The sequence below is a fragment of the Pseudoalteromonas sp. RW-H-Ap-1 genome (assembly GCF_048318575.1).
Taxonomy (GTDB): domain Bacteria; phylum Pseudomonadota; class Gammaproteobacteria; order Enterobacterales; family Alteromonadaceae; genus Pseudoalteromonas.
This window is the reverse complement of record NZ_CP166996.1, coordinates 1,475,676-1,500,577: the sequence shown is the minus strand read 5'-3', so window position 1 is coordinate 1,500,577 and position 24,902 is coordinate 1,475,676. Positions and strand designations below refer to the sequence as shown.

Sequence of the window (24,902 nt, the reverse complement as noted above, 5' to 3'; positions counted from 1 at the left end):
CTCAAATACGCCTACTAGTACAGTGTTATTTACTCTGAATATGCTGTAGGCACAAATCGGTAATGACCCGTAATTGTATACGCAAAAAGCATATCGCTAATTTCTGGTCCGCGACCAATGTTATGCACAATAAGCGGGTTGCCGCTGACCTGCCCTATTTCATTAACGACCATACCAATATGCGGTAAATTACCTGGCAGCATCCAAGTAACTATGTCACCGGATTTATAATCCACTGCATTAAGCGATTTAGTTAACACTTTTGCATGGCGCTCAAAGTAAACCTGTAAGTTAGGTACACGTCGATGGTCAATGTTTTTATCTGGCTTAGTTAATCCCCAAATACGTTTGGAAGGATATGCGCGAAAATTATCCTGCATGTCTTCGTGTACTAACTTTTGCAAATCAACACCAAGCTGTCGGTACGACCTAATTAAAACATCGGTACACACACCAATATTAGCGGGCACATCACCACCAGGGTATTCAAGCTTATGATAGGCACCATCGTAAGTTACTGGTTGTGTTGTTCTATAGATTAATGCATTGACGATATCATCATCAAAAGAGCTCGCCTGCGCATGAAAAGCAAATAAGGCTAGTGAATAGAGCAAAAAACGTGACATATAAATTCCTTTTATAATTTTAACTAAAGCTGTTGAGTAATGTAGTCAGGAATATTAAATTTATTTCCATTACTGGTATAGTGCGCATCAAGTTCATAGGCCATTATTTTAAGCGGGGCATCATTGTAACCAAACGTTTGGATTTCATTGATGTAGCGCATTATAAAAGCGTGCGCGCTGAGTTCACGCCATTGAACTACATGAACAAGCTCATGAAAATGTACTCTTAAATTATCCACAATGTTAGGTAATACATAATATGTATTTTTATAGGTTATTCCAGCTAAATCCATATCAATAAAATTGCTTAAACCAAGTTCACGTAAACCAGTAAAGTCAGGTTTAGGAATTTTATCAACAACTACATAAAATGCAGTTTTAAAAAATTCATTTGGGTAAAAGCCATCGAATTCGGTAGCAAATTTTTCACAGCATATTCTTTGATTTGCATACTCACTATTCGTTTCATCAATCCATTGTTCTATTTGCGCTAGCATTTTTTCTCAAAAAATTGCTCGATAGGTTATTTATAAATATTTTATAAAGTTGAACTTTATCTTTTTAATAAAAAAGCGCCAAGTGTATAACTACTGACGCTGATTATTAATAATGGCTATAAAGTTACCTAACCTTCTTCTTCAACCAAAGACTCCAATAGCTCATGGATCTCTGACTTTAATTCTTTGTCTTCAATTTTATTTGCACTGACTTTTGCATCTTGTAGGTTTTTAATCGCCGCTTCTTTATCACCCAGCTCAAGCTGTAAAGTAGCCATAGAAAATGCAACCGACGACATATGATCTTTGTTATTAATTTCTATCGACTTCTGCAACGCTTTTTCGTAAGTCTCAATCGCGTCTTCTAGCTCTTCGGTAAAATCTGCTAAGGTTTCCCACTGTACAGGATGATCTTTAGCGGTATTTTCGTTTTCAATACAAATTGCTTTGAGCTCTGCATATAAAGATTCAAACTGTTTAGTATCATTTTTATTGGCAGCTGCCATCAACTTTTCTGCTAAATCGTGAACCGCTTTGTATACTTTAGTATTCATAATTACTCGCTACCTTAATTAATGCGCCTTATTAATTTTTTACAGCGCTGTATCCGAAACATATGTCTTAGGGCCTGTTGACCTTTCAGGATTAAAATTTGTTCTAACTAGGGACGATTTAATCGTGGCGCGAGGTTTGTAACCTAGTGGGCTAAGTAAAAGCCGAGCAACAAAGAGTTAATCGTCCCTAGGACGAACCTTCAGGCAGCGCGTGTTTGGTATTTATGCTGCGTTGTCGCCTATTTATGGGGAATAACCACACTACATAGGCTCTGCCTTGCCAAAATACCAAACACAATGCTGCAAATTCAACCTCGAAAGATAAACAGGCCCTAATAATACATTATTATTAAGCGCCGCGTTGTTACAAAAGTAGTATAAGCAACAAAAAGCACTGTTTAGTTTATTTACGCGGATACTAGAGTGCTACACTTAATGCTTATTATTAACAGCAACAGTAAAAATCTACCCTATGCAAAATTGCAATCAATGCGGTAAGTGCTGTACCAAATATGGTGCGGCAGATTTAGATACTAATCAGGATGAAATTGAAATGTGGGCGTTATTCAACCCTGAAATATTTCAATACGTTAAAAACGATCAATTATGGTTTGACCCAACGACGGGTGAGCAATTAACGCAATGCCCATTTTTAGAGCTTGCCAATAAAGCATCTCCTCAAGAAAAAGATAAATATACTTGCAGTATTTATCATGACCGACCCCAAGATTGCCGACACTACCCGAGTTTAATTTCAGAAATGATAAACGATGACTGTGAAATGCTCGAACCAGTCGATAAGCAAAATCATTTTAAAGCACAAAAAAAGTTAGACATACTGATGATAGACAGTCGCTCTTAAATTTAACTGTAATAATGCCGTGCTAGATTAAATTTATCGCTCTATTGTGTTATTCAACGCAAAACTTAGGGTTATAGTATAACATTGTTGATAGCACAATCTTGTAGTGTTATATTATATCACAACATAACAACCACGAATTGAAGTAATTATGACTAAGCTAACACTCATATCCTCAGCACTACTGTCTGTTTTATGTTCTCACTCTGCACTTGCAGCGACGATTAACGGCACGGTAACAGATACAAAAAAGCAACCCATTGCCAATGCCACGATTCATGTTCATGGCAAATCACAAAGCGTGCAAAGTAATACACAAGGACAGTTTAGTATCGACATAGATGCTAAAAGTCAATTACATATCAGTAAAGATAACTACCTAGATTATCGTATATCGCTTGAAAATACAGACAACACTATTAATGTTACTTTAAAGCCAACCTCGGTTGAAACTGTTGTTGTATATGCCTCCGCGCTGCATAAAAATAGCTTAGAAATGATTTCACCAGTAAGTGTGCTATCAGGCGATGAGCTAAAAAATAAAGCTAAACCAACGCTAGGTGAAACACTTAAAGGCATACCTGGCGTTAATGCTAGTTATTTTGGCCCCGTTTCTTCAAGTCCGATTATTCGCGGCTTAGGTGGTCCTCGAGTTAAAATTACACAAAATGGTTTGGATAGCAGCGACGCGTCTCGCATTGGACCTGATCACGCTACATCAAGTGACAGCCTAGCTGCAGAGCAAATTGAAGTGTTACGTGGCCCAAGCACTCTACTTTATGGCTCTGGTGCTATTGGTGGTGTAGTCAATGTGGTTGATAACCGTATTCCAACCAATAACATTGACTCTCTATCTGGAGCTGCCCAATACACTCACGATACAGTTTCAAATGCGAATACCTACGCAGCAAAACTAGAAACGGGTAGCAATAACTTTAATTTCCATTTTGATGGTACTAAACGCAGCGGTGATGATTACCAAACACCTCGTTTTAACTTACCAGATGAACATGAAGAAGGTGAAGAACATGTTGAAGGCGATGAAGAAACAGCCACTTCAGTTGAAAATACCTTTATAGACAGCGAAACAGTAAATTTTGGTACGAGTTATGTGGGTGACCATTTAACCGTTGGATTTTCATACGGTAGTATCGAAACAGATTATGGTATTCCTGGCCACTCACATGATCATCATGAACACGACCATGCGCACGAAGAAGAAGGCGAGCATGAAGAGCATGAAGGTGAAGAGCACGAAGGTGAGGAACATGCAGAAACACCTGTTTATGCTCATTTAGAACAAGACCGTTGGCAGGGGCTGATAAGTTATGCATTTCATGATAACTGGATTGAGTCAATCAACCTACGTCTTGGTTACACAGACTATACCCATAGTGAAATTGAAGACGGCGCTATTGGCACCACTTTTAGTAATGAAACCACTGAAGCACGTTTAAACGTAGAGCATCAATTAGGCCAATGGCATGGCATGATTGGCTATCACTATAGTGAGTCTGATTATGACGCGATTGGTGAAGAAGCGTTTACACCTGCAAGTATCACGACGACTCATGCGCTATATTTACTTGAAGAACGCAAGTTTGGTGACGTCACCGTAGAACTTGGTGCCCGTTTAGAAGATTATGAGATAAAAAGTGATGTAGATACGCATCAGCACAGCCATGATGACGAACCTGCATCAGCAGATGAAACTGTTAACTACACCAAAAGCTTTACTAATCTAAGTGCCTCAGCAGGTGCGATTTGGGAGTATATGCCAAGTCACAACCTAGCCGTTAGTTTGTCACATTCAGAGCGTGCACCACTTTCAGCGGAGCTACTCTCTAATGGTGTGCATATTGCTACCGGGACTTATGAACTTGGTTTGGGTTACCATATTGAAGGTAACGAAGCGCATTTTGAGCCTGAAGAAATTAAACAAGAAACATCAACTAATCTAGACATTAGCTTACGTCGCTTTAGTGGAGACTTTGGTTACACTGTTAACTTCTTCTATAACGATATTAAAAACTTTTATTATCAGCAAAACACAGGATTAGTGTTTGATGAAATGGATGGTTTTGAACCTGCAGCCAATGGTCACAGTGACGCAATTGATGTTTATCAGTTCACAAGTAAAGATGCTGAACTGTATGGTTTTGAATTTGATGTACATTATCAAATAAACCCCAGCGCCATGATAAAAGTATTTGGTGACTCAACTCGTGCCAAGCTAAAAGATAATGAAAGTAATTTACCACGCATTCCTGCTAATAAATTGGGCTCAGAACTGCAATACACGCTAGGTAGCGCACAATTTACCTTAACAGGAACACATTACTTTGAGCAAAATGATATTAGTGCATACGAAACAGCAACGGATGGCTATACATTAATTGATTTACAAGCTAATTATCAGCTTGATTTAGGTGCCGTTGACACTCAGCTTTACCTAAGTATTGATAACATTACTGATGAACTTGGTTTTGTACATAGCTCATTTATTAAAGACACAGCGCCACTTCCTGGACGTAATTTCCAATTTGGAATGAGAGGCTACTTTTAAACAAAGCTCAGTTTAAATGAGGCAATAAAAAAACCGCATTCATATTAATGAATGCGGTTTTTTCATAACTAAATGTTATGCGCGTTCTAATTAAAGAATTGCGTGTAACTCAACGTCGAATACAAGTGTTGAGTAAGGTGCGATTGCTGCACCGGCACCACGTTCACCATAAGCAAGCTCATGAGGAACGTATAAACGCCACTTAGTACCTACTGGCATCATTTGTAATGCTTCAGTCCAACCTTTGATCACGCCGCCTACTGGGAATTCAGCAGGTTGACCGCGCTCGTATGAGCTGTCAAAAACAGTACCGTTTACTAAAGTACCGTGGTAATCAACACGTACTGTAGACTCAGCAGTTGGCTTTTCGCCTTCACCTGTTGCAAGTACTTCGTACTGAAGACCTGACTCAGTTACTGTGATTTCAGGACGTTTTGCGTTTTCTTCTAAAAATGCAATACCTTCAGCAGCTAATACTTTAGCTTCTTCTTCACGACGAGCTTGGATCTCTTCGTTAATTTTTTCAAATGCAGCTTGGATCTCAGGGATCTCAACTTGAAAAGCACTGCCTGCATACGCATCTTTCATGCCTTCAAATACTGAATTTAAGTTTAAACCTTCAAAAGGATTAGCCTTAAGTTGCTCACCCATTTGTAAGCCAATACCGTAACTTGCTTTTTCAGCATCTGTAGTAAAATTATCTGACATAATGTGTTATTCACGTTTTGTTAGTTAAAAGACCCGTATATGCTATCACAAAATAAACGGTCTTTGGGGCTAGTTTTTATTGAGTTTTTCTTTAATTAAACCAATAGCAAAGGTACACACAGGCAAACTGAACAAAATTCCGCCGAGCAGACTCATTGACAACAATCCAGCCACACCAACCAGTAAAAGAGGCACGGCCACTAAACCGATAATGCCAATATAAAACGCGCCCCACACAGGCCAATAATGATCGTATTTTGTAATTAAGTGCCCCGATAAAATATTAAACCCGACACCATATAATAAGGTCATGATTAGTGCGTCGTCTGGATATGCATCAATAGCCATTTTTTGTAATAACGATATGGCGCTTTGGTAACAATAACCAAACACAGTCCATAGCAGGATGTGCTTAAGTAAACGTTTAGAAAAGGATAACTCCGGGGACTGTGACATGATAAAGCTCCAGATAGCAAAAAACCGCCAATAAGGCGGTTTTTTTAATAATGGTGGAGAGATAGGGATTTGAACCCTAGAGGGGCTATAAACCCCTGCCGGTTTTCAAGACCGGTGCATTCGACCACTCTGCCATCTCTCCGTACGGCGCGCATAATAAGATCATACGCTTAGCTTGTAAAGCCCTATTTTAATAAAACCGACTAAATAGTTAAATATTAACCACTTTCGTTATCAAATAGTAATTAGTAATATTGTTTTGGCCGACGGGCAATCCAAGAACACACTAAACAAGCCAATAAGCTTGCTGTTAAAAATGCAATACTTTGGAATATCAAATCGAAGCGATTAAGATCATCACTTGGGACCACAACCAATACAAATGAAGGCAGTACAGTGAACAGTAAAACATAACAGCATATTTTAAAAGCTCTGCCAAAATCAAATCGTTTAGATTGTTGCATCCACCAGGTTAGCAATACCAGCACCCCTATTGCTGAAGCAGCAATAAAATGCTCAGCTTGAGTGCTCATTGCAACATAAAATGTCGCAAGCGCGCCAATCACACCCCAGATTGACCAAGCAAACCAGTTTTCTTTTTCACGTAAAAATAAATTTCCCATCATTTTCGTCTTCTTTATCGTTATTATTGGTAAGACTTTCCATACATTACCAAAAAACAACCGATTAAAAAACAAACTGAAGAAGATTTATTACGTTTAGTGCTTCCGTGCGCTTCTCGCAGCTACAATATTAACCGCAGAAGTGTAACACGATTAACTTAATGAATTATGACTATATTTAATATAGAAAGTTCATACTATTTCTATAAAAAACTAAAATAGTTTACTGGTTTGTGCCTTGGTGACTTTTTACATTCAATTGCTGGCGTCCCTAAATACAAATAACCCACTATTTCATCATCATCATTTAAGTTCAACGCCTGTTTAACACTTGGGCTTTGTGCAAAGTAACCGGTACGCCAAATACCGCCTAAACCCTGAGCAAATGCGGCTTGTTGCATTGCAAATACGCCACAACCTGCGCTTTGTATTTGTTCAATTCTAGGGACTTTTGGGTGTGGTTGATATTTTGCAATCGCAATAATAATCATGGGTGCTCTAAGCGGTAACTCCTTAGCGCGATTAATCACTTTTTCGCCCTGCTGCTCTGCTATAGCGCTTTGATAAAAAATGTCACCTAACTTATCACGCGCATCACCTTGAACAATAATATATTGCCACGGTGCAATACAGCCATGATCGGGCACTCTCAGTCCAGCCTGCTGGATAATGTTTAACTGCTCTTCATTAGGGCCTGGCGCAGTCAACTTTGCATCAGATTGGCGAGTTAATAAAAGCTCAATAGCATCCATAGTGTGCTCTCAAAATTCAAAACGTAAGAGTAACATTTATAAGTAAAAAATAAACACTGCAGGGTTAAAACTACCAAGCAGATAAAATTAATGATGCGAATGTTTATATCCTACTAGCTATTGACGTAAAGCAACGCGTTTAAACCAATAATCTAGGCTTACAAAACGCCCTCCTCCCGTGAAAAATAAGCTCAGTAACATGGCAAAATAAATAGCAGAAAATTCGATGCCGTTATTTAATATTACTGGTTTACCTTTTTCGTATAAGTAATCTGAAAAGCCGTACTCTTCCACTAAGCTGCGAATTTTACCTATGCGGACTTGTACTTCTGTTGAGTTTTCGAGACTTTCTTTGGCACCAGAGATTGATAACCAATCAAGTGCTTGGGCGGCACTTGTTTGTGGGTTTGTTGGCGCTATAGCAAACCAGCCGTTATGCCAGTGTACTGTTGTTGCTGCTACCACCATTGTAAACATAAGTGGAATACTCACTAATCGCGTAAATAAACCAATAAGTAAAAACCAACCTCCTAAAAACTCACTCCAACCGGCTAAAAAAGCCAGCAAATCAGGAAACGGTAATCCTAATCCCCAGTCACTATTGCCAAACCACTGAACGACATCATCAGAGGCTAAAAACTGGTTAAAAAAACCATTAGTATCGCCACTTATTGCGAGTTTGTTATAGCCTGCAATAATCATTACAGGCGCTAAAATCAAGCGAAAAAGCAAAGCAGGCAAACCATCCAATAAAGATAATTTACCTATAATATTGTCGTAAAGTGTAATTAATTTAATCATGCGCACTCTTGTATGTTCATTGTTTATTAAGTTATAGACTATAAACAAACATGACCGCGCACAGAGCTAAATTATTTCGCCCTTAAAGATTAAATTTGCCTTGCTACTTGTAACGCTTCAAATATTGCGCGTTTAGCATCAATAGCAGCAGCCAATTTAGCGCCGCCTATTACATGCACGTTGGCGCTCTCAGCTTGTGCCTTAAATAACTCGTCGTTAGACACTTGACCAATACAGGCAATAACCGTATCAACTGGCAGTACTTGAGTTTCACCAGCAACACTAATGGTTAGGCCGTTTTTATCAAAACTATGGTATTGGCAGTCTGCAATTTGTTTAACACCATGTTGTTTGGCAACTTGACGATGGATCCAACCCGTAGTTTTACCTAAGTCACCACCAAAACGCCCTGCACTGCGTTTTAGCATATAGAGCTGACGATCATCTTTGTGCGGTTGAGGTTCGCACTCTATGCCCCATTGGGTTTTAAAGTCGCTAATGCTTTGTGATTTATGTTCACTTAAAAATGCCACCATATCAAAACCAATACCGCCTGCGCCTAATATAGCGATAGAACTGCCCAGCTCTACTTCACCGCGTATAACTTCATCGTAAGCAAATACACGCTTATCATCGCTGCATTTAATCGTAGCTTCACGTGGCCTTACACCGGTTGCAAATACCACATCATCAAACTCAGTTAGCATACTGTCACTAAATGCTTTACCTAATTCAATGGTTACATTAAGACGCTTAAGTTCATTAGTAAAGTAAGCTAATGTATGATTAAAGTCTTCTTTACCAGGTATTTGCATCGCTAAATTGAATTGCCCACCCATGTGTTGCTTTTGGTCAATCAGGGTTACATTGTGCCCTTTTTGCGCTAAGTAACAGCTAGACGATAAACCTGCAGGTCCAGCGCCAACAACTAATACATTTTTAGCTTTCTCTGCTTTTTCTAGCGGGTAATCAAGCTCAAAACCTGCTTGTGGATTTACTAAACAGGTAGCGCGCTTACCTTTAAATACATGATCTAAACAACCCTGATTACAACCAATACAAATATTAATATGCTCAGATTGCTTAGCCGCGTATTTATTAAAAAATTCAGGATCGGCTAATAATGGACGCGCCATAGAAATTAAATCAGCTTCGCCAGCATTTAAAATATCATTAGCAATCTCTGGGGTATTAATGCGGTTTACCGCAATAACAGGCACGCTGATAACGTCTTTTAAACGCTTTGACGCTTCTTTAAATGCACCCGGTGGCACCATACTCGCAATTGTAGGTACGCGTGCTTCATGCCAACCAATTCCGGTATTAAAAATATCAACACCCGCTTTTTCAAGTGCAACAGCTTGTTGAGTTACTTCATCAGGGGTGGAACCATTAGGGATTAGATCTATAACCGAGAGTCTAAAAATAATTAAAAATTTATTCGATACTTTTGCTCTTACCGCTTTTACAATTTCAACGGCTAAACGCATTCTGTTTTCAAGGCTGCCGCCAAATTCATCATCTCGTTTATTGGTATGAGGTGCCATAAACTCATTAATCAAATAACCTTCTGAGCCCATTACTTCCACGCCATCGTAACCAGCCTTTTCAGCTAAATAAGCCGAGTGAGCAAAATCTTTAATCGTTTTGTTAATTGAACTTAAAGACATTTCTTTTGGTTTGTATGGATTAATCGGTGCTTTTATAGCACTCGGCGCTTGATTAAAAGGGTGATATGCATAACGCCCTGCATGCAATAACTGCAAACATATTTTTCCGCCATGTTTGTGAACTGCTTGCGTGTACGCGCGATGTTTAAATACGTCATAATAACTATTAAACGATGAGGAAATAGGCGTTAACTTACCGCGTAAGTTAGGACTGTAGCCTCCGGTAATAAGCATCGCAGTGCCACCTTTGGCACGTGCTTCATAAAATGCACGAAGACGTTTACGATTGTGCCAACCTTCTTCAAGGCCGGTATGCATTGATCCCATTACTAAACGGTTGCGTAATTGTGTGTGTTTTAGTTCTAGTTTTTGTTCTAACATCCTGTGCCCCAATAACTGGTCTAACCTGTGTGTTTGTTCAATTTTGCTTTAATGACGCAGAATAAGCAATATATGAGCAGCTTAAACTTAAACTTTTTAATTTAAAACGCTCGTTTGATGTGTAACTGTTAATTGTACAACACCGCTAAAAGTGACATAAACATTCGTATAATCACAAGTGTAATTGAATTTATAAATGTTTCGTTACGATTTAGCAGTTAAATTAATTTATATTCTAAGCTACTATGGCAATAACGTTTTAGCTGTACGAATTTAAGGAGCTATTTTGATAGCGAAGGTATTTAAAGGTATATGGGCAGGGATTAACTTCTCGCGTCGTTTAGTACTAAATTTATTATTTTTATTTTTGGTTATCATTTTCATTGTCTCAGTATCAAGTGACGGCGATAAAATCATTGTCGAAGAGGGTTCTGTCCTCAGGCTAAACCTAAACGGTCCTATTGTGGAAGAAAAAACCTACGTAGACCCTGTAGAAGCGGCCATTAATGATGCAACAGCAAGTGCTGATACCCCTACTGAAATACTACTAGATGATGTCATTGAAGTGATCAATGAGGCGTCACAAGACTCTCGTATCAGCGCAATTTTGCTTGATTTACAAGAAATGCCAAAAGCGCACTTAAATAAGCTTAAGCAAATTACAAAAGCACTTGATGCATTTAAAGCAACTGGAAAAAAAGTAATTGCTTCAGGTTATTACTATACACAAGCGCAATATTATATTGCCGCGCATGCAGACGAAATTGCGATGCACCCTTATGGTAGTGTGCTTATTGAAGGCTACGGTATGTACCCGCTTTACTTCAAAGATGCATTAGAAAAATTAGAAGTCACTCAGCATATATTTCGTGTAGGTACTTTCAAATCTGCCGTTGAACCGTTTATCAGAAACGATATGTCAGAAGCAGCTAAAGAAGCAAACCGCGTATGGTTAGGTGCTTTATGGAACGAATATAAGCAAGATGTAAGTGCGGTGCGTCCATTTGACGAATCAAATTTTGATGAAACAATGGATACTTATTTAGCCAAAATGCAGGCTGCCAATGGTGATGCTGGTAAATACGCGCTGGATAATCAATGGGTTGATTCTCTCAAAACTAATCAACAAATTCGTCAACAGTTAATTGATCTCGTTGGCGCTGAGGAGGATGGTAAAACATTTAAACAAGTGTCTTTTGGTGAATACTTAAGCTTAGTTAAGCCACCAATTGAGTTTGATAACCCAATGACAGAAAAAGTCGCGGTTGTTGTAGCTAAAGGTACCATTGTTGACGGTGAGCGTCGTGCTGGTGAAATTGGCGGTGATTCAACAGCGGCACTATTACGCAAGGCGCGCCTTGACGATAAAGTGAAAGCAGTCGTGTTACGTATTGATTCTGGCGGTGGCAGCATGTTTGCCTCTGAAGTTATTCGCGCTGAAGTGTTAGCGCTTAAAGCTGCAGGTAAACCTGTTATCGCTTCAATGAGTTCAGTCGCTGCATCAGGTGGTTACTGGATTGCATCAGCGGCAAATGAAATTTGGGCTGCACCTAGTACCATTACCGGCTCTATCGGTGTATTTGGTACCTTTATGACCTTTGAAGATACCTTAGCTAAAATCGGTGTTTACTCTGATGGCGTAGCGACTACAGAATTAGCCGGTTTTTCAATCACCCGCCCATTAAATGAAAAAATGGCACAAGTGATTCAAATGAGTGTTGAAGAAGCTTACGAGCGTTTTTTAAATGTGGTTGCCGATGCACGTAATATGACCCCAGAGCAAGTTGATAAAATAGCCCAAGGTCGCGTTTGGATTGCATCGCAAGCCCAAGAGCTTGGTTTAGTTGATAAATTAGGTAACAAGCAAGACGCTATCAAAGCAGCTGCCGAGCTTGCTAAACTTAACTTCTATGAAGTTAAAACAATTAAACAATCACTTAGCCCGCAAGAACAAATGCTCCAAGATATTTTTGGTAGTGCCGCGGTTAAATCAGTGCTTGGACTTGAAACACAAAAATCAGCAGTACTAGCTAGTCAAGCTAACCTGCAAAGTGTGATTAAGCAATTAAGCAGCGAAGTAGAAAACCTGAAAGATTATAACGATCCACAAGGTGTTTATGCGCGCTGTTTAGAATGTACAGTTGCACAATAATGTCCTAACAGGCTGTATTGATTAGCACTTAGCGTTATACTAAGCCCAGTTTTTTTACTGGGCTTTTTTTATGAAACGTAAACGCATTTATATCGCTTATACTGGCGGTACTATAGGAATGAAAAAATCAATCCGCGGCTATATTCCTGCCGAAGGTTTTTTAACCGAAACTGTAGTTAATAACGCAGAATTTAATCGTGAAGAAATGCCATTGTTCGACATTCATGAGTACTGCCCACTGATTGACTCTTCAGATATGTCTCCTGCCCACTGGCAACTTATTGCTGATGACATAAAAAGTAAGTACCAAGATTACGACGGCTTTGTAGTGCTGCATGGTACAGATACAATGGCCTATACTGCATCGGCTTTATCGTTTATGTTCGAAAACTTAACAAAGCCTATTATTGTGACCGGCTCACAAATTCCGCTCTCACAATTGCGCTCTGATGGTCAAGTAAACTTACTTAATGCCATGTATTTAGCAGCTAACTACCCGATAGCAGAAGTCAGTTTGTTTTTTAATAATCAATTATTTAGAGGCAACCGAGCAACCAAAGCACATGCCGATGGATTTGATGCATTCGCCTCCCCTAATCTAGAGCCATTAGCGCTGTCTGGCATTAATATTCAACTGCTTAAAGGTCAGTTAAGTCCGTATGTAGAAAATGAATTACAAGTTACACCTATCACCCCTCAAGCCATTGGTGTGCTGTATTTATACCCGGGGATCAGCAAAGAAGTGGTTAAAAGTTTAGTTAATGGCAACATTAAAGCATTGGTACTGCTGAGCTTTGGTGTGGGTAATGCACCGCAAGACCCTGAGTTTTTGGATATTCTTGATGAAGCGAGTAAGCGCGGCGTTATTATCACAAACCTCACTCAATGCCTAAAAGGGCAAGTGAATATGGGCGGGTATGCCACAGGTAATGCGCTGTTAAACATAGGGGTGATCAGTGGTTTTGATATGACCTTAGAAGCCTGTTTAACTAAACTTCATTATCTTTTTAGTCAAAACTTAGAAATCGAAACGATTCGCCATTTAATGCAAGATAATTTGCGCGGTGAGTTAACTCGTTAGATATTTAGCTAAACGAATAACAAAAAAGGACGCTATAAAGCGTCCTTTTAGTTTAGTTAGATTTTATTAACGAACTTTTGCGTCAATATCTACTAAGTCAGTTAAGTGACACGTTTCACCACTGTGGGTCTTAATGCCATGCTCACCAAAGTAATCACGCTGGGCTTGTACTAAATGCCCATTACTTGGTGTTGTTAACGTTGCTAAGTAGGTTTGTGTTGCACTAAGCACTGGGAATGCCAGTCCTGTCATAACAGCTTGACCCGTTACTTTACGCATAGCAAGTGACTCTTTCTCAAGGGAATCAATAAACTCAACGCCTTGCGCTACACTGTCTAAGTAATCTGCACGGATAATACACCCTGCACGCCAAGTTTGTAGTGTTTTGGCTAAATCAACTTTCCACTGATGAGTACGCGAAGCACCTTTAATTAATGCAAGCCCTTGACGATACGCTAGTAAACTTGCAAGAGTAAATGCATCTTTCAGTTCATCTAAATCAACATCAACTTGCGTGGTATTTTGTGCGCTGTACGTCATCTCTTGTGCAGCAGTGGTATTGCATGCATTAGTTAAATGGCGTGCTTGAACAGCGGCGACTAATGACGGTACCGCAATACCCAACTCAAGTGCATTTTGAGCTGTCCATAAGCCAGTACCTTTTGCGCCAACTTTGTTATCAATTAAATCAACAAGTGGCACATTTTGCGAATTTTCAAGTGACAAAATATGGCTAGAAATTGATAGTAAATAGCTATTTAATTGACCTTGTGACCATTCATTAAATATCTCAGCAATTTCTTTTGGCGAGCGGTTAGTTCCGTGACGAAGTAGCTGATACACCTCAGCAATAAGTTGCATCAGTGCGTATTCAATTCCATTGTGAACCATTTTGACAAAATGACCGCTGGCTGATTGTCCAACACGTGCAAAACACGATTCACCTTTGTAGCTTGCAGCAACCTTTGTAAACCATGGCTCGACACGCTCCCAGCCACCTTCAGAACCACTAGCCATCATAGCTGGACCATGACGCGCACCCTCAGCACCACCTGAAATACCCATGGTGGCAAATTCAAACTTGTCTTGGTATTTTAGCTTGCGATTAATTCCGTCTTTGTAATTACTGTTACCGCAGTCAACAATAATATCACTACATTGTACACCTGCTTCAATCAGCTCGTTGCAAACTGCATCAACCAACTCACCCGCAGGTACAAGTAATAAAATAGAACGCGGTGTTTCTAAACGCCTAACCATATCCCCTAGATCAGAGACAATGTGAAGTTTGTCAGCCATGCCTTGTGACTTAGCACAGCTTAATAACTCTTCACCCGCATTTGGGTTTTTGTCATAAGCGACCAGCGTTATCCCTTTTTCAATCAAGTTCAGGGCAAGATTTTTCCCCATAACGCCTAACCCTACTAATGCAACTTGCATTTAGTGCCCTCCTCGGTAACAACTATTTGGTTAGTAAATTAAAATAATACCGCGTGCATTATACTCAGGCCTAAGCCATGAGCAAAGCTACATGCATTTATTACAGTTAAAATAAACACTGCAATTATATCAAACAACCGCCCTCACAGGGGAAGAAATAGCGCTGCTATTTAAATTTTTAGATCATTGACGCCCTGTGACACCGGTGTCATAATGATGACATATTGATCTTGTATATAATAGTCGCAATGTTATAAAAATTGCATAAAACTAAAATTACTATTTAACCTAAACTCTTCTTAAGAGATTTATTAAATAGTCACTAAAACAAAATAACCGTCAACTTGCTTAAAATAAGCGCACAGGAGAATTTAATGTTAAGACGTACAAAAATAGTCGCGACACTTGGACCTGCAACAGACAGAGATAATAACTTAGAAAAAATAATTCGCGCAGGCGCAAACGTCGTTCGATTAAACTTCTCACATGGTGTTGCACAAGATCACAAAGACCGTGCACAAGCAGTTAGAGATATAGCCGCTAAATTAGGTAAGCACGTTGCAATTCTTGCTGACCTACAAGGTCCTAAAATCCGTGTTTCAACCTTTAAAGAAGGTAAAGTGACTTTAGCGGTTGGTGCAAAATTCGTTCTTGATGCAAAAATGGAAAAAGGCCAAGGCGATATTAACGCCGTTGGTATTGATTACAAAGAGCTACCACAAGATGTGGCTCCTGGTGATTTACTGCTGTTAAACGATGGTTTAATTCAGCTTACTGTTGAGCATGTTGAAGGTCACTTAGTACACACTGTTGTTACTGTGGGTGGCGTGCTATCGAATAATAAAGGGATTAATCGTTTAGGTGGTGGTTTAACTGCACCCGCGTTTACCGACAAAGACAAAGAAGATTTAATCACTGCTGCTGAAATTAATGTTGATTATATTGCCGTTTCTTTCCCGAGAAGTGGCGATGACATGCGTTATGTACGCTCTCTTGCAGAGGCTGCAGGCTCTAATGCACAGCTTTTAGCTAAAATTGAACGTGCTGAAGCAGTAGAAACACAAGAAGCAGTAGATGATATCGTTTTAGCGTCTGACGCTGTGATGGTTGCCCGTGGTGATTTAGGTGTTGAAATTGGTGACGCTGCACTAATGGGTAAGCAAAAACTCATTATTCGTCGTGCTCGTTCACTAAACCGTACCGTTGTAACCGCTACGCAAATGATGGAATCGATGATCGATAACCCAATGCCGACTCGTGCAGAGGTTATGGATGTAGCCAATGCAGTGCTTGATGGCACCGATGCAGTTATGCTTTCTGCTGAAACAGCCGCTGGTGATTACCCAGAAGAAACCGTTGCTACTATGGCGCGTGTTTGTTTAGGTGCTGAGTCACAAAAAGAGACCCATGTTTCTAAGCATCGTTTAGATAGCCGTTTCTCTTCTAATGCGGAATCAATTGCTCTCTCTGCAATGTATGCAGCTAATCACTTAGACTCTGTGAAAGCAATTATCACCCTTACTGAATCAGGTAGCACAGCAAAACTTATGTCACGTATTAGCTCAGGCTTACCCATTTACTCACTTTCACGTCATGCCAGTACATTAGGACAAACAGCACTATACCGTGGTGTTTACCCAGTGTTTTTTGACTCTACAAAATGTGAAAAAGATAACATGGTTAAAGACGCATTAAGCACGTTAGTGGCTGCAGGCTCACTGCAAGTAGGCGACACCGTGATTATCACTCATGGTGATGCAATGGAAACAATTGGTGCAACCAACACGATGAAGATTGTGACTGTTTCGTAAAAGTTACTACAAAAAACGCGAGCTATTTGCTCGCGTTTTTTTATGCTATTAATTTAACCTGAACTCTGGTTAATTTAGCTTGCCAGCGCTGCTTTTACTTTGTCGCGATAGCTTCGGCTAACTTTGAGTTCTTGACCGTTTTCAAGTATCAATAAGTACTCACCACTTACCTGAGTAACCAGCTTACTAATTTGTTTAGTGTTAACAATTGCACTGCGATGGACACGAACAAATAGATTTGGATCTAATTCTTGTTCAAGCTCTTTCATGGTTTTGCGTAATATATGCGTTTGCCCATCTTGGCAATGTAAACACATATAATCACCTGCGGCGTCTACCCACTGTATGGTGGCAACGGGCACTCGAACAATTTCGCCCTGCTCTTTTACTGCAAGTGACTCAGGGTAGCGCCGATCAGTTAAGGTATCACCTGTGGCTAATTTCTTTAAAATTTCTTCGCAGTTATTACCCGTTATTCCAGCTACAAAACTGGCTAATTTTTTCTTATGGGCGTTATCCTGCTGTGTTTTTAAATAGGTATGCACTTTTTCTACCGCCTGTTTTAATCTGTTATCATCAACGGGTTTTAAAATGTAATCTAAAGCATGAATTTCAAATGCTTTAACAGCAAAGTGGTCAAACGCAGTCACAAATACAATGGCAGGCAAATCTTTACTACTTTCACTCAATGCACGCGCTACCTCAAAGCCATTCATCCCTGGCATTTGAATATCTAAAAACACGAGGTCAATTTTTTCGTTTTTGCAGCTTTCGATTGCATCAAATCCTGAGCTACATAGTTTGATCACTTCAATATCAGAAAACTCTTCAAGCCTGACGGCTAAGCCTTTACGTGCTAATGGTTCATCATCAACAATCAACGTTTTTATTCTTGTCATTTCTTCACAGCCTTCTCAAACGGAACTCGCAGATTAACTTTCAATCCACTTGGCGTATTATGTGATAATACAAACGAGTAATTATTTTCGTAGAGCGTTTTTAATCTGTCTCGGGTGTTTGCCACACCCACGCCTTGCGCATTAACTAACTGGCCATTTACAATTTCAGTGCCGGGACCATTATCGCCTACTTCAAGTAATAATTCATTAGCAAATACCTGTGCTTTTATATCTATCACGCCACCTTCTGCCATGTAGGCTATGGCGTACTTAATGGCATTTTCAATGATTGGTTGTAATATTAAGCTAGGTACCAAGGCTTGTTGGGCTTGCTCACTCACATCAACATTAACCTGTAATCGTTCATCAAAGCGCACACGTTCAATTTCTAAATAAAGCATTAATGCATGTAACTCTTGCTCTAGCGGCACTTTTTTAATTGGATCAGTGTTGAGTGTATAACGCAAAAAATCACTCAGCTTAGATACCATTAAATTAGCATCTTTGTTTTCTTTAACCAAAATTAAAGTAGAAATAGCATTAAGGGTATTAAATAAAAAATGCGGGTTTAACTGATATCTGAGCATCTTTAGCTGCGCTTCATGCGCCATTGTAGTAGCTTTTAACGCTTTTTGGCGTTCACTTTGTAATAGTTGATAATACTTAACCCCAAAGTACAAGCCACTCCAACACAAAATAATATAAACGGAGTCTAACCCTTGTTGTAAGTAATAAAACCATTCTTCAGGGCGATAACCGTGACGATAAATCTCCCATAAGTTAAATTTTTGAACCACTGCCCAGAGCGTACCAGTTACATACGAGGCACCAAATACAACAATAATTAAGACCCAAGGTGAGGCATTCCAAATTTTGCGATATATATAGCGTAACGGGACAGTCATTAAACAGCCCGCATAGGCATTGAGTAAAATAACAAATACGTAAATATCACGCATTTCGAATACTTTAGAACCAATGTAATTAACTAACGCATACCCTATCCAGCCAGCGATTTGTAAAAGCCAGAAAAAGCGTTGTCTGTTATCAATTAAAGACTGCCAATTCAAAATTAATTATTACCTTGTAAATTTGGTATTATTATATCGATTTATCAACGGGTATAGCACTACCAACTGTCTTACTTTTTAATAGCCCTATCGCAAACTATAATCCAGGCTTATACATTTATAGTTAAGCATTTCACTTAAGTTGTGCGCATAAAAAAAGCGAAAGGTAGGTACCTTTCGCTTCTCAATGTTTACTTTTTATTTATTAAGCAAGCTTGTCTGAAGCAACTTTATAAGTTGGATCTTCAATAACGTTTACTTCCACTAAGTCACGCGCTTTATGAAGTAGTTCAGTACAGTCTTTACTTAAGTGACGTAAATGCAATTTTTTGCCGGCTTTATTGTACTTATCAGCTAAGCTGTCAATTGCTTCTATTGCACTGTGATCCGCAACACGGCTGTATTTAAACTCAACAATAACGTCTTTAGGGTCGTTCTTTACATCAAATAAATCGGCAAAGTTTTTAACTGAACCAAAGAATAAAGGCCCGTGTAACTCGTACACTTTTGAACCTTCTTTATCGATATAGTTCGTTGTGTATATATGTTTAGCATGCTGCCAAGCAAACACTAATGCAGACACAATAACACCCACACATACTGCAATGGCTAAGTCAGTGATAACCGTCACACCCGATACTAAAACAATTACAAATGCGTCAGATAAAGGCACACGTTTCATCATTTTAAAGCTTGCCCATTCGAATGTACCCAGCACCACCATAAACATAACCCCAACTAATGCCGCTAGTGGGATCATTTCGATTAAACTTGAGGCAAAGATAATAAACGCAAGTAACATCAGCGCAGCACTAATACCAGATAAACGCGAACGGCCACCCGAATTAATGTTAATCATAGATTGGCCAATCATGGCACAGCCACCCATTGCACCAAAGAAACCACATGTGACGTTTGCCGCACCTTGGCCAATACATTCTTTATTAGAATGGCCACGTGTTTCTGTAATTTCGTCAATCAAGCTTAGCGTTAATAATGATTCAATTAAGCCAATTGCTGCAAGAATAAGCGCATACGGGAAGATAATTTGTAGTGTTTCTAAATTAAAAGGCACCATAGGAATATGGAACTGCGGTAAACCACCTGCAATTGTTGCGGCTTCATTACCTGTCATTCCTTTTAAGAAATCAAGTACAGTGCGCGCTTCTAGGTCAAGACCAATAACTAAGCCAGTAACCGTCACAATGGCAACCAATGACGAAGGGACTGCGGTCGTTAATTTTGGTAAAAAGTGAATAATAGCCATAGTTAGGGCCACTAAACCGAGCATAATGTACATTGCACTGCCCGTCATCCACTCTTGGCCGCCAGCACCATCAGGCACTTTAAACTGCCCAAGCTGAGCTAAAAATATAACTATCGCTAAGCCATTAACAAAACCGAGCATCACCGGATGTGGAACCATACGTATAAATTTACCGAGCTTAAATACTCCGGCCAATATTTGTAATAGCCCCATGAGCAACACGGTGGCAAATAGATATTCCACTCCGTGATCAAGCACTAAACTTACCATTACAACCGCAAGCGCACCGGTTGCACCCGAAATCATACCCGGACGACCACCAAAAATAGCCGTAATTAAGCCAACAATAAATGCGGCATATAAACCAACAAGGGGTTCTACATTTGCAACAAAGGCAAATGCAACAGCTTCTGGGATCAAGGCAAGTGCCACGGTCAATCCAGAGAGAATATCGTTTTTAGCAGAGCTTGGCGCCCTGCTGAGTAAGTTAAACATTGAGTTCCTCAGTTTTATTTGGCTAACAAAAAAAGCGCTGAATTCTATCAAATTAGCGCTCATTTCACAATTATAGTTAATGTAGCCGATTTGTTTATCATCGGCTTATTTTTTATTTTACAGTGGTAAGGCGGTACTACGTTTTACACAGGTCATGGTCACGTTAGAATGAACCTCTTGTACGTACTCTAAGCTAAGTAGGTTATCGCGTACAAAGTGCTCATAACCTTCTATGCCTTGAGAGATAATACGCAACATAAAGTCCATAGTACCCGCCATGGTGTAACATTCAGTCACTTCATCATAGCTAAGTATCAGTTTTTCAAACTCGGCTAGATTCTTTTTGCCATGGTTTGATAAACGTACATGGGCGTAAACCAACATATCAAAGCCCAGCTTTTTTTCATCAAGCAATGCGACTTTACTTTTGATGTAGCCATCTTGTTCTAATTTAGCAATACGACGCCAACAAGGAGACTGAGATAAGCCTACTTTATCTGCAATTTCAGCGGTTGATAAACTTGCATCTTGTTGTAAAAGTGCCAATATTTGGCGATCTACGTGATTTAGAGACATTTTATTTCTTATTTATCTAATAAATTGGTTAAATTATACAGCCTTTTTAAAAAGCAGTCTGCATATTTTTAATAATTAAACGCATCAACCAAACTGACCACTTACAAACGGATTGGTTGCCTTCTCATTGGCGACATCGGTATCTTCACCATGACCACTTAAAATTACGGTACTCAGTGGCAACGTCATTATATGGGCCTGTATTGAGCTAATAAGCTGCTTACTGTCTCCTTTTGGAAAATCAGTACGCCCGACTGAGCCTTTAAATATAACATCACCGACAATAACGGTGCTGTGCGTGTTTTGATAAAATACAACGTGTCCTGGGGTGTGCCCAGGGCAATGCAGTACTTTAAATTCAAGCAAGCCAACTTGTATGGTGTCACCATGTGCTAGCCATTCATCTGGGTAAAAAGCACTGATAGGTTTAAATCCAAACATTGTGGCTTGCATTGGTAAGTTATCAAACCAAAAGCGCTCATCCTTATGTGGGCCAATAATCTTTATATTGTGTTGTTCACGTAAACTATGAGCACCACCCACATGGTCTAAGTGTCCATGGGTCAACCATATTGCTGACAAGCTCAGGTTATGCTGTGTTAGTGTTGCATTAATTTTGTCAACATCACCACCGGGATCAACCACCACAGCTTGCTGGGTTTGCTCACATACTATAATTCGGCAATTTTGCATAAACTGCGTAACGGGAATTGTGATTATTTTCATCTTATATTTCTTTATCTTTTTGCGCTGGAATAACTATATCTTGTTCATATGACATTAAAATTGGGTATTTTAAATAAGCTTGATCGTAAAACGGGCTTTGCTCATAGAGCCAATTTAAACGCGCCTCAGGATTAGTAGCAAATGCTTTATCTTGCTTCAGTTTTTTATTAAATACTTCGGCTAATTTAGGATCATCTCTGAGCATTTTCTCAGCAAATGGGAGCAATGCGTAATTTTCCATATACTCTGTTCGCTGAAAAATTGTATTAAACTCACCCCATGCAAAAAAAGAGTCAGGTGCTTCTGGATGCAATAAATGCACGGCTAACTCGCCTGCTTTTTGTTGGGTGCTAACCTCAAACCAACCATCTAAATCGACATTTGTCGCCGGTTCATAGTTAAAACGTGCCGACACTCTAAATCGCCCTTCAAATGGTGCTTTATCAAAGCTATATTGCGCCACTTTTGCCATTTTTAACGGCTGAGTATTGGCGCCACTGAGTTTATTAATTGATACCCCATGTAAAGCAAGCTTTTCGATAATATCGGTATACACTGGCGGGATAAAAAACGATTTAGGGACTTCAACCGTGTGCTGTACTTCTTTTTGCCAAAAAATAGGCAGCTTGTCATAATCTTGCTTTTTACCTAAATATCTTACTTCTTGCTGATTTGATAAAGCATTCAAATTCTTAGAATAAGCAATGCCTTTAAATTTGATATGATCAGCTTGATCAGCGTAGCCACGTTTAACAATTAATTGCTTAGGCACAAATTGCTGTTCTTTTTTTACCGCATTGGCAAGTTTATCTTTATGGGTTGCTAACGCTTCAATAGCACCATCTATAAATACATAAGTCCCTAGCACGCGTTGCTTATAGGGTTTTAAAGAATGGTTTTCGACTAAAATAGTTGGCAATGATCTTAAATCACCCCAGCCATTAGAAAAACGAGGCGTCGCCACCCAACCTGCTAACCCTGATTTAAATTCTTGTTTATCCATAACAAACACTAAAGGGCCAGGGATATGTCCTTGATCAGTTAAGGTTTGATCAATAACAGGTTTAAAGTAACGGTTGAGTGCATCCGAAATAGCGGGCGACTCGCTAGCAAATACTGGGTTATAGCCGTAGGTTACATCATATTGGTAATCGGCCCCATCAGTCACATGCACGTCTATATATAAATTCGGATTATAATCATTAATGACTGTAAGTACGCTTTTAACCTCGGGGGTATCTAATTTAGTGAAATCACGATTTAAATTAAGGTTATTAGCATTTGTTCTAAAACCCATTTTTACTGGGCCGCGCTGATTGATTCGATTAAATGCACTACTGCGTTCATGCCCATCGACATTAAGAATGGGAATAAATAAAATGTTTACCTTTTTTAATATATCGCGACGTTTACCCGTGGCAATATCTCTAAGCAACATAAACATTGCATCTTTACCATCAATCTCACCGGCGTGAATACCAGCCTGAATAAGCACAGTTGGTTTAGTGCTGTTAGCCATTTGCCCAGCATCAAAAAAGCCTTGTTCGCTGGCAATCAACATTTTTATTGCACGTTTACTATTGCTGTAGCCAATCGTTTTTGATTTAAATTGAGTGGGATTAGCTGCTACTAACCTATCAACAAATGCCATGGTATCAGCATAATTTGGAGACGAGACTCCTGTAGAAATTTCAAAGTCTGTGGTTAAAGGTCCTTGTTGCTGCAATAGCGACGTGCTCGCACCTTCCCATGGTAATAATGGCGGTAAATGACTGTTATTCGCCATACTTGCAGATAAAACCAATAAACTTATAAACATATACTTCTCTAGCAAACGCATTAATTAATAAAAATTATAGCAATTAAAGCTTTTTAGATGCCAAAACTGCGGTAGTTCAACAAAAAAATGCAGCCAATTGCAGTTTCCTTTGATTATTTGCTCAAGCCCTAGTCAAGTTCTGATAGAAACGTAATAAATATCAATCTGAAGAGCAATAAAGTACCAGCCTAAAATTGTGGGTGGGTAATTTAAGTTGAATAAATATGTGAAATTAAAAGGTATTACACAACTTAAACAGTAAATTACAGACACAAAAAAAGGAGCCATAGGCTCCTTTTCAATACTTATACAAAAACTTAAGCTGCCGCTAGGCCTTCTTTTGCTTTTGCTACAAGCGCTGCGAATGCAACTTGGTCGTAAACAGCGATATCTGCAAGGATCTTACGATCGATTTCTACAGATGTCTTTTTAAGACCATTGATAAAACGGCTGTAAGACAGACCATTTTGACGTGAAGCAGCATTGATACGTGCAATCCATAATTGACGGAAAGTACGTTTCTTAGCACGGCGGTCACGGTAAGCGTATTGACCCGCTTTAGTAACAGCCTGGAAAGCTACGCGGTAAACACGTGAACGTGCTCCGTAGTAACCTTTCGCTTGTTTTAAAACTTTTTTGTGACGTGCACGTGCGACAACGCCGCGTTTAACTCTTGCCATTTCTAAAAACCCCTATTAAGCGAATGGTAACATACGTGAAACTAGACCATGGTCATTTTTATGAACCATCATCTTAGGACGTAGGTGTAACTTACGCTTAGAAGTTTTCTTAGTCAGAATGTGACGAAGATGCGCTTGTTTACGCTTGAAACCGCCAGAAGCAGTCTTTTTGAAACGCTTAGCTGCGCCTCTGTGACTTTTTAGCTTGTAAGCCATTGCAATAACTCCAATTGTATTGCTTTAAAATTAGTAAGAAGGCGTGAGATATATTGCTATAGCTCCACTTTAAAGGCCTAACTTACTGCTATGTTCCGGTGAAAACCCGATATAAATACCGCAATTTTACTTTAAAACCGGTTAACTCAGGTGGACATTTACACATCACTTGCA

The 24,902-nt window shown here is 39.4% G+C and carries 23 protein-coding genes and 1 tRNA gene; 5 read left to right on the top strand and 19 right to left on the bottom strand.

Annotation, left to right across the window (positions count from 1 at the left end):
• Positions 1-29: 29 nt before the first annotated feature.
• The 3 genes from AB8618_RS06980 to AB8618_RS06970 form a co-directional block, all read right to left on the bottom strand.
• The gene (locus tag AB8618_RS06980; RefSeq protein ID WP_413401931.1) at positions 30-626 is read right to left on the bottom strand and encodes a DUF1287 domain-containing protein; all 597 of its coding nucleotides are present in this window, start codon (positions 624-626) and stop codon (positions 30-32) included.
• A gap of 23 nt (positions 627-649) precedes the next feature.
• Positions 650-1,123: a hypothetical protein gene (locus tag AB8618_RS06975; RefSeq protein WP_409425358.1), complete on the bottom strand. Its 474-nt coding sequence runs from the start codon at positions 1,121-1,123 to the stop codon at positions 650-652.
• 128 nt (positions 1,124-1,251) lie between these two features.
• Complete coding sequence (locus AB8618_RS06970; protein ID WP_010389912.1) at positions 1,252-1,677, bottom strand: tetratricopeptide repeat protein; 426 nt, start codon at positions 1,675-1,677, stop codon at positions 1,252-1,254.
• A gap of 472 nt (positions 1,678-2,149) precedes the next feature.
• Here AB8618_RS06970 and AB8618_RS06965 point away from each other — a divergent pair, with 472 nt between their 5' ends.
• Both AB8618_RS06965 and AB8618_RS06960 read left to right on the top strand, forming a co-directional pair.
• On the top strand, positions 2,150-2,539 hold the full coding sequence (locus tag AB8618_RS06965) for a YkgJ family cysteine cluster protein (RefSeq protein WP_409425356.1): 390 nt from the start codon (positions 2,150-2,152) through the stop codon (positions 2,537-2,539).
• A 151-nt stretch (positions 2,540-2,690) separates the two neighbouring features.
• Complete coding sequence (locus tag AB8618_RS06960) at positions 2,691-5,105, top strand: TonB-dependent receptor (protein WP_413401928.1); 2,415 nt, start codon at positions 2,691-2,693, stop codon at positions 5,103-5,105.
• Positions 5,106-5,195: 90 nt separating this feature from the next.
• Here the strand turns inward: AB8618_RS06960 and AB8618_RS06955 are convergent, their stop codons facing one another.
• The 7 genes from AB8618_RS06955 to AB8618_RS06925 all read right to left on the bottom strand — a co-directional run bounded on the left by AB8618_RS06955 (position 5,196) and on the right by AB8618_RS06925 (position 10,496).
• A complete protein-coding gene (locus AB8618_RS06955; protein ID WP_008112467.1) occupies positions 5,196-5,813 on the bottom strand; it encodes an FKBP-type peptidyl-prolyl cis-trans isomerase in 618 nt (205 codons plus the stop codon).
• Between the two features lie 69 nt (positions 5,814-5,882).
• Positions 5,883-6,206 (bottom strand): hypothetical protein, encoded by a 324-nt coding sequence (locus AB8618_RS06950; RefSeq protein ID WP_413402840.1) that lies wholly within the window; start codon positions 6,204-6,206, stop codon positions 5,883-5,885.
• A gap of 114 nt (positions 6,207-6,320) precedes the next feature.
• Positions 6,321-6,411: transfer RNA gene (locus AB8618_RS06945), tRNA-Ser, on the bottom strand.
• Positions 6,412-6,514: 103 nt separating this feature from the next.
• Positions 6,515-6,892 carry a hypothetical protein gene (locus tag AB8618_RS06940; RefSeq protein ID WP_409425353.1) on the bottom strand — a complete coding sequence of 126 codons (378 nt, stop codon included), beginning with the start codon at positions 6,890-6,892 and terminating at the stop codon, positions 6,515-6,517.
• Between the two features lie 203 nt (positions 6,893-7,095).
• Positions 7,096-7,644 (bottom strand): NAD(P)H nitroreductase, encoded by a 549-nt coding sequence (locus tag AB8618_RS06935; RefSeq protein WP_413401925.1) that lies wholly within the window; start codon positions 7,642-7,644, stop codon positions 7,096-7,098.
• A 117-nt stretch (positions 7,645-7,761) separates the two neighbouring features.
• On the bottom strand, positions 7,762-8,445 hold the full coding sequence (locus AB8618_RS06930; protein ID WP_413401923.1) for a DoxX family protein: 684 nt from the start codon (positions 8,443-8,445) through the stop codon (positions 7,762-7,764).
• 89 nt (positions 8,446-8,534) lie between these two features.
• A complete protein-coding gene (locus tag AB8618_RS06925) occupies positions 8,535-10,496 on the bottom strand; it encodes an FAD-dependent oxidoreductase (protein WP_413401921.1) in 1,962 nt (653 codons plus the stop codon).
• A gap of 286 nt (positions 10,497-10,782) precedes the next feature.
• Between AB8618_RS06925 and sppA the strand changes: the two genes are divergently transcribed.
• Together sppA and ansA are read left to right on the top strand one after the other, a co-directional pair.
• Entirely contained in the window at positions 10,783-12,648 is a 1,866-nt protein-coding gene (gene sppA, locus AB8618_RS06920) for a signal peptide peptidase SppA (RefSeq protein WP_413401919.1), read from the top strand.
• Positions 12,649-12,718: 70 nt separating this feature from the next.
• Positions 12,719-13,729 (top strand): asparaginase, encoded by a 1,011-nt coding sequence (ansA, locus tag AB8618_RS06915; protein WP_413401917.1) that lies wholly within the window; start codon positions 12,719-12,721, stop codon positions 13,727-13,729.
• 66 nt (positions 13,730-13,795) lie between these two features.
• Here the strand turns inward: ansA and gndA are convergent, their stop codons facing one another.
• Entirely contained in the window at positions 13,796-15,169 is a 1,374-nt protein-coding gene (gndA, locus tag AB8618_RS06910; RefSeq protein WP_413401915.1) for an NADP-dependent phosphogluconate dehydrogenase, read from the bottom strand.
• A gap of 374 nt (positions 15,170-15,543) precedes the next feature.
• Here gndA and pyk point away from each other — a divergent pair, with 374 nt between their 5' ends.
• The gene (gene pyk / locus AB8618_RS06905) at positions 15,544-16,980 is read left to right on the top strand and encodes a pyruvate kinase (RefSeq protein WP_413401913.1); all 1,437 of its coding nucleotides are present in this window, start codon (positions 15,544-15,546) and stop codon (positions 16,978-16,980) included.
• Between the two features lie 74 nt (positions 16,981-17,054).
• Here the strand turns inward: pyk and AB8618_RS06900 are convergent, their stop codons facing one another.
• The 8 genes from AB8618_RS06900 to rpmI all read right to left on the bottom strand — a co-directional run bounded on the left by AB8618_RS06900 (position 17,055) and on the right by rpmI (position 24,728).
• Positions 17,055-17,879 carry a LytR/AlgR family response regulator transcription factor gene (locus AB8618_RS06900; RefSeq protein WP_413401911.1) on the bottom strand — a complete coding sequence of 275 codons (825 nt, stop codon included), beginning with the start codon at positions 17,877-17,879 and terminating at the stop codon, positions 17,055-17,057.
• On the bottom strand, positions 17,876-18,949 hold the full coding sequence (locus tag AB8618_RS06895; protein ID WP_413401909.1) for a sensor histidine kinase: 1,074 nt from the start codon (positions 18,947-18,949) through the stop codon (positions 17,876-17,878). Before AB8618_RS06895 ends, AB8618_RS06900 begins: the two co-directional genes overlap by 4 nt.
• A 205-nt stretch (positions 18,950-19,154) precedes the next feature.
• A complete protein-coding gene (locus AB8618_RS06890; protein ID WP_010389896.1) occupies positions 19,155-20,711 on the bottom strand; it encodes a SulP family inorganic anion transporter in 1,557 nt (518 codons plus the stop codon).
• A gap of 117 nt (positions 20,712-20,828) precedes the next feature.
• Positions 20,829-21,287, bottom strand: a complete 459-nt coding sequence (locus AB8618_RS06885; protein WP_008110469.1) for an Lrp/AsnC family transcriptional regulator — start codon at positions 21,285-21,287, stop codon at positions 20,829-20,831.
• Positions 21,288-21,371: 84 nt separating this feature from the next.
• Positions 21,372-22,013 (bottom strand): MBL fold metallo-hydrolase, encoded by a 642-nt coding sequence (locus AB8618_RS06880; protein ID WP_413401907.1) that lies wholly within the window; start codon positions 22,011-22,013, stop codon positions 21,372-21,374.
• Between the two features lies 1 nt (position 22,014).
• Positions 22,015-23,832: a M14 family metallopeptidase gene (locus AB8618_RS06875; RefSeq protein ID WP_413401905.1), complete on the bottom strand. Its 1,818-nt coding sequence runs from the start codon at positions 23,830-23,832 to the stop codon at positions 22,015-22,017.
• Positions 23,833-24,149: 317 nt separating this feature from the next.
• The gene (rplT, locus tag AB8618_RS06870) at positions 24,150-24,512 is read right to left on the bottom strand and encodes a 50S ribosomal protein L20 (RefSeq protein WP_008110477.1); all 363 of its coding nucleotides are present in this window, start codon (positions 24,510-24,512) and stop codon (positions 24,150-24,152) included.
• Positions 24,513-24,527: 15 nt separating this feature from the next.
• A complete protein-coding gene (gene rpmI, locus AB8618_RS06865; RefSeq protein ID WP_004587840.1) occupies positions 24,528-24,728 on the bottom strand; it encodes a 50S ribosomal protein L35 in 201 nt (66 codons plus the stop codon).
• Positions 24,729-24,902 lie beyond the last annotated feature (174 nt).

Excerpts from the sequence above, each read along its gene's own strand:
- AB8618_RS06980 (WP_413401931.1), bottom strand. The coding sequence starts at position 626 with ATGTCACGTTTTTTGCTCTATTCACTAGCCTTATTTGCTTTTCATGCG.
- AB8618_RS06975 (WP_409425358.1), bottom strand. The coding sequence starts at position 1,123 with ATGCTAGCGCAAATAGAACAATGGATTGATGAAACGAATAGTGAGTAT.
- AB8618_RS06970 (WP_010389912.1), bottom strand. The coding sequence starts at position 1,677 with ATGAATACTAAAGTATACAAAGCGGTTCACGATTTAGCAGAAAAGTTG.
- AB8618_RS06965 (WP_409425356.1), top strand. The coding sequence starts at position 2,150 with ATGCAAAATTGCAATCAATGCGGTAAGTGCTGTACCAAATATGGTGCG.
- AB8618_RS06960 (WP_413401928.1), top strand. The coding sequence starts at position 2,691 with ATGACTAAGCTAACACTCATATCCTCAGCACTACTGTCTGTTTTATGT.
- AB8618_RS06955 (WP_008112467.1), bottom strand. The coding sequence starts at position 5,813 with ATGTCAGATAATTTTACTACAGATGCTGAAAAAGCAAGTTACGGTATT.
- AB8618_RS06940 (WP_409425353.1), bottom strand. The coding sequence starts at position 6,892 with ATGGGAAATTTATTTTTACGTGAAAAAGAAAACTGGTTTGCTTGGTCA.
- AB8618_RS06935 (WP_413401925.1), bottom strand. The coding sequence starts at position 7,644 with ATGGATGCTATTGAGCTTTTATTAACTCGCCAATCTGATGCAAAGTTG.
- AB8618_RS06930 (WP_413401923.1), bottom strand. The coding sequence starts at position 8,445 with ATGATTAAATTAATTACACTTTACGACAATATTATAGGTAAATTATCT.
- AB8618_RS06925 (WP_413401921.1), bottom strand. The coding sequence starts at position 10,496 with ATGTTAGAACAAAAACTAGAACTAAAACACACACAATTACGCAACCGT.
- ansA (WP_413401917.1), top strand. The coding sequence starts at position 12,719 with ATGAAACGTAAACGCATTTATATCGCTTATACTGGCGGTACTATAGGA.
- gndA (WP_413401915.1), bottom strand. The coding sequence starts at position 15,169 with ATGCAAGTTGCATTAGTAGGGTTAGGCGTTATGGGGAAAAATCTTGCC.
- pyk (WP_413401913.1), top strand. The coding sequence starts at position 15,544 with ATGTTAAGACGTACAAAAATAGTCGCGACACTTGGACCTGCAACAGAC.
- AB8618_RS06900 (WP_413401911.1), bottom strand. The coding sequence starts at position 17,879 with ATGACAAGAATAAAAACGTTGATTGTTGATGATGAACCATTAGCACGT.
- AB8618_RS06890 (WP_010389896.1), bottom strand. The coding sequence starts at position 20,711 with ATGTTTAACTTACTCAGCAGGGCGCCAAGCTCTGCTAAAAACGATATT.
- AB8618_RS06885 (WP_008110469.1), bottom strand. The coding sequence starts at position 21,287 with ATGTCTCTAAATCACGTAGATCGCCAAATATTGGCACTTTTACAACAA.
- AB8618_RS06880 (WP_413401907.1), bottom strand. The coding sequence starts at position 22,013 with ATGAAAATAATCACAATTCCCGTTACGCAGTTTATGCAAAATTGCCGA.
- AB8618_RS06875 (WP_413401905.1), bottom strand. The coding sequence starts at position 23,832 with ATGTTTATAAGTTTATTGGTTTTATCTGCAAGTATGGCGAATAACAGT.
- rplT (WP_008110477.1), bottom strand. The coding sequence starts at position 24,512 with ATGGCAAGAGTTAAACGCGGCGTTGTCGCACGTGCACGTCACAAAAAA.
- rpmI (WP_004587840.1), bottom strand. The coding sequence starts at position 24,728 with ATGGCTTACAAGCTAAAAAGTCACAGAGGCGCAGCTAAGCGTTTCAAA.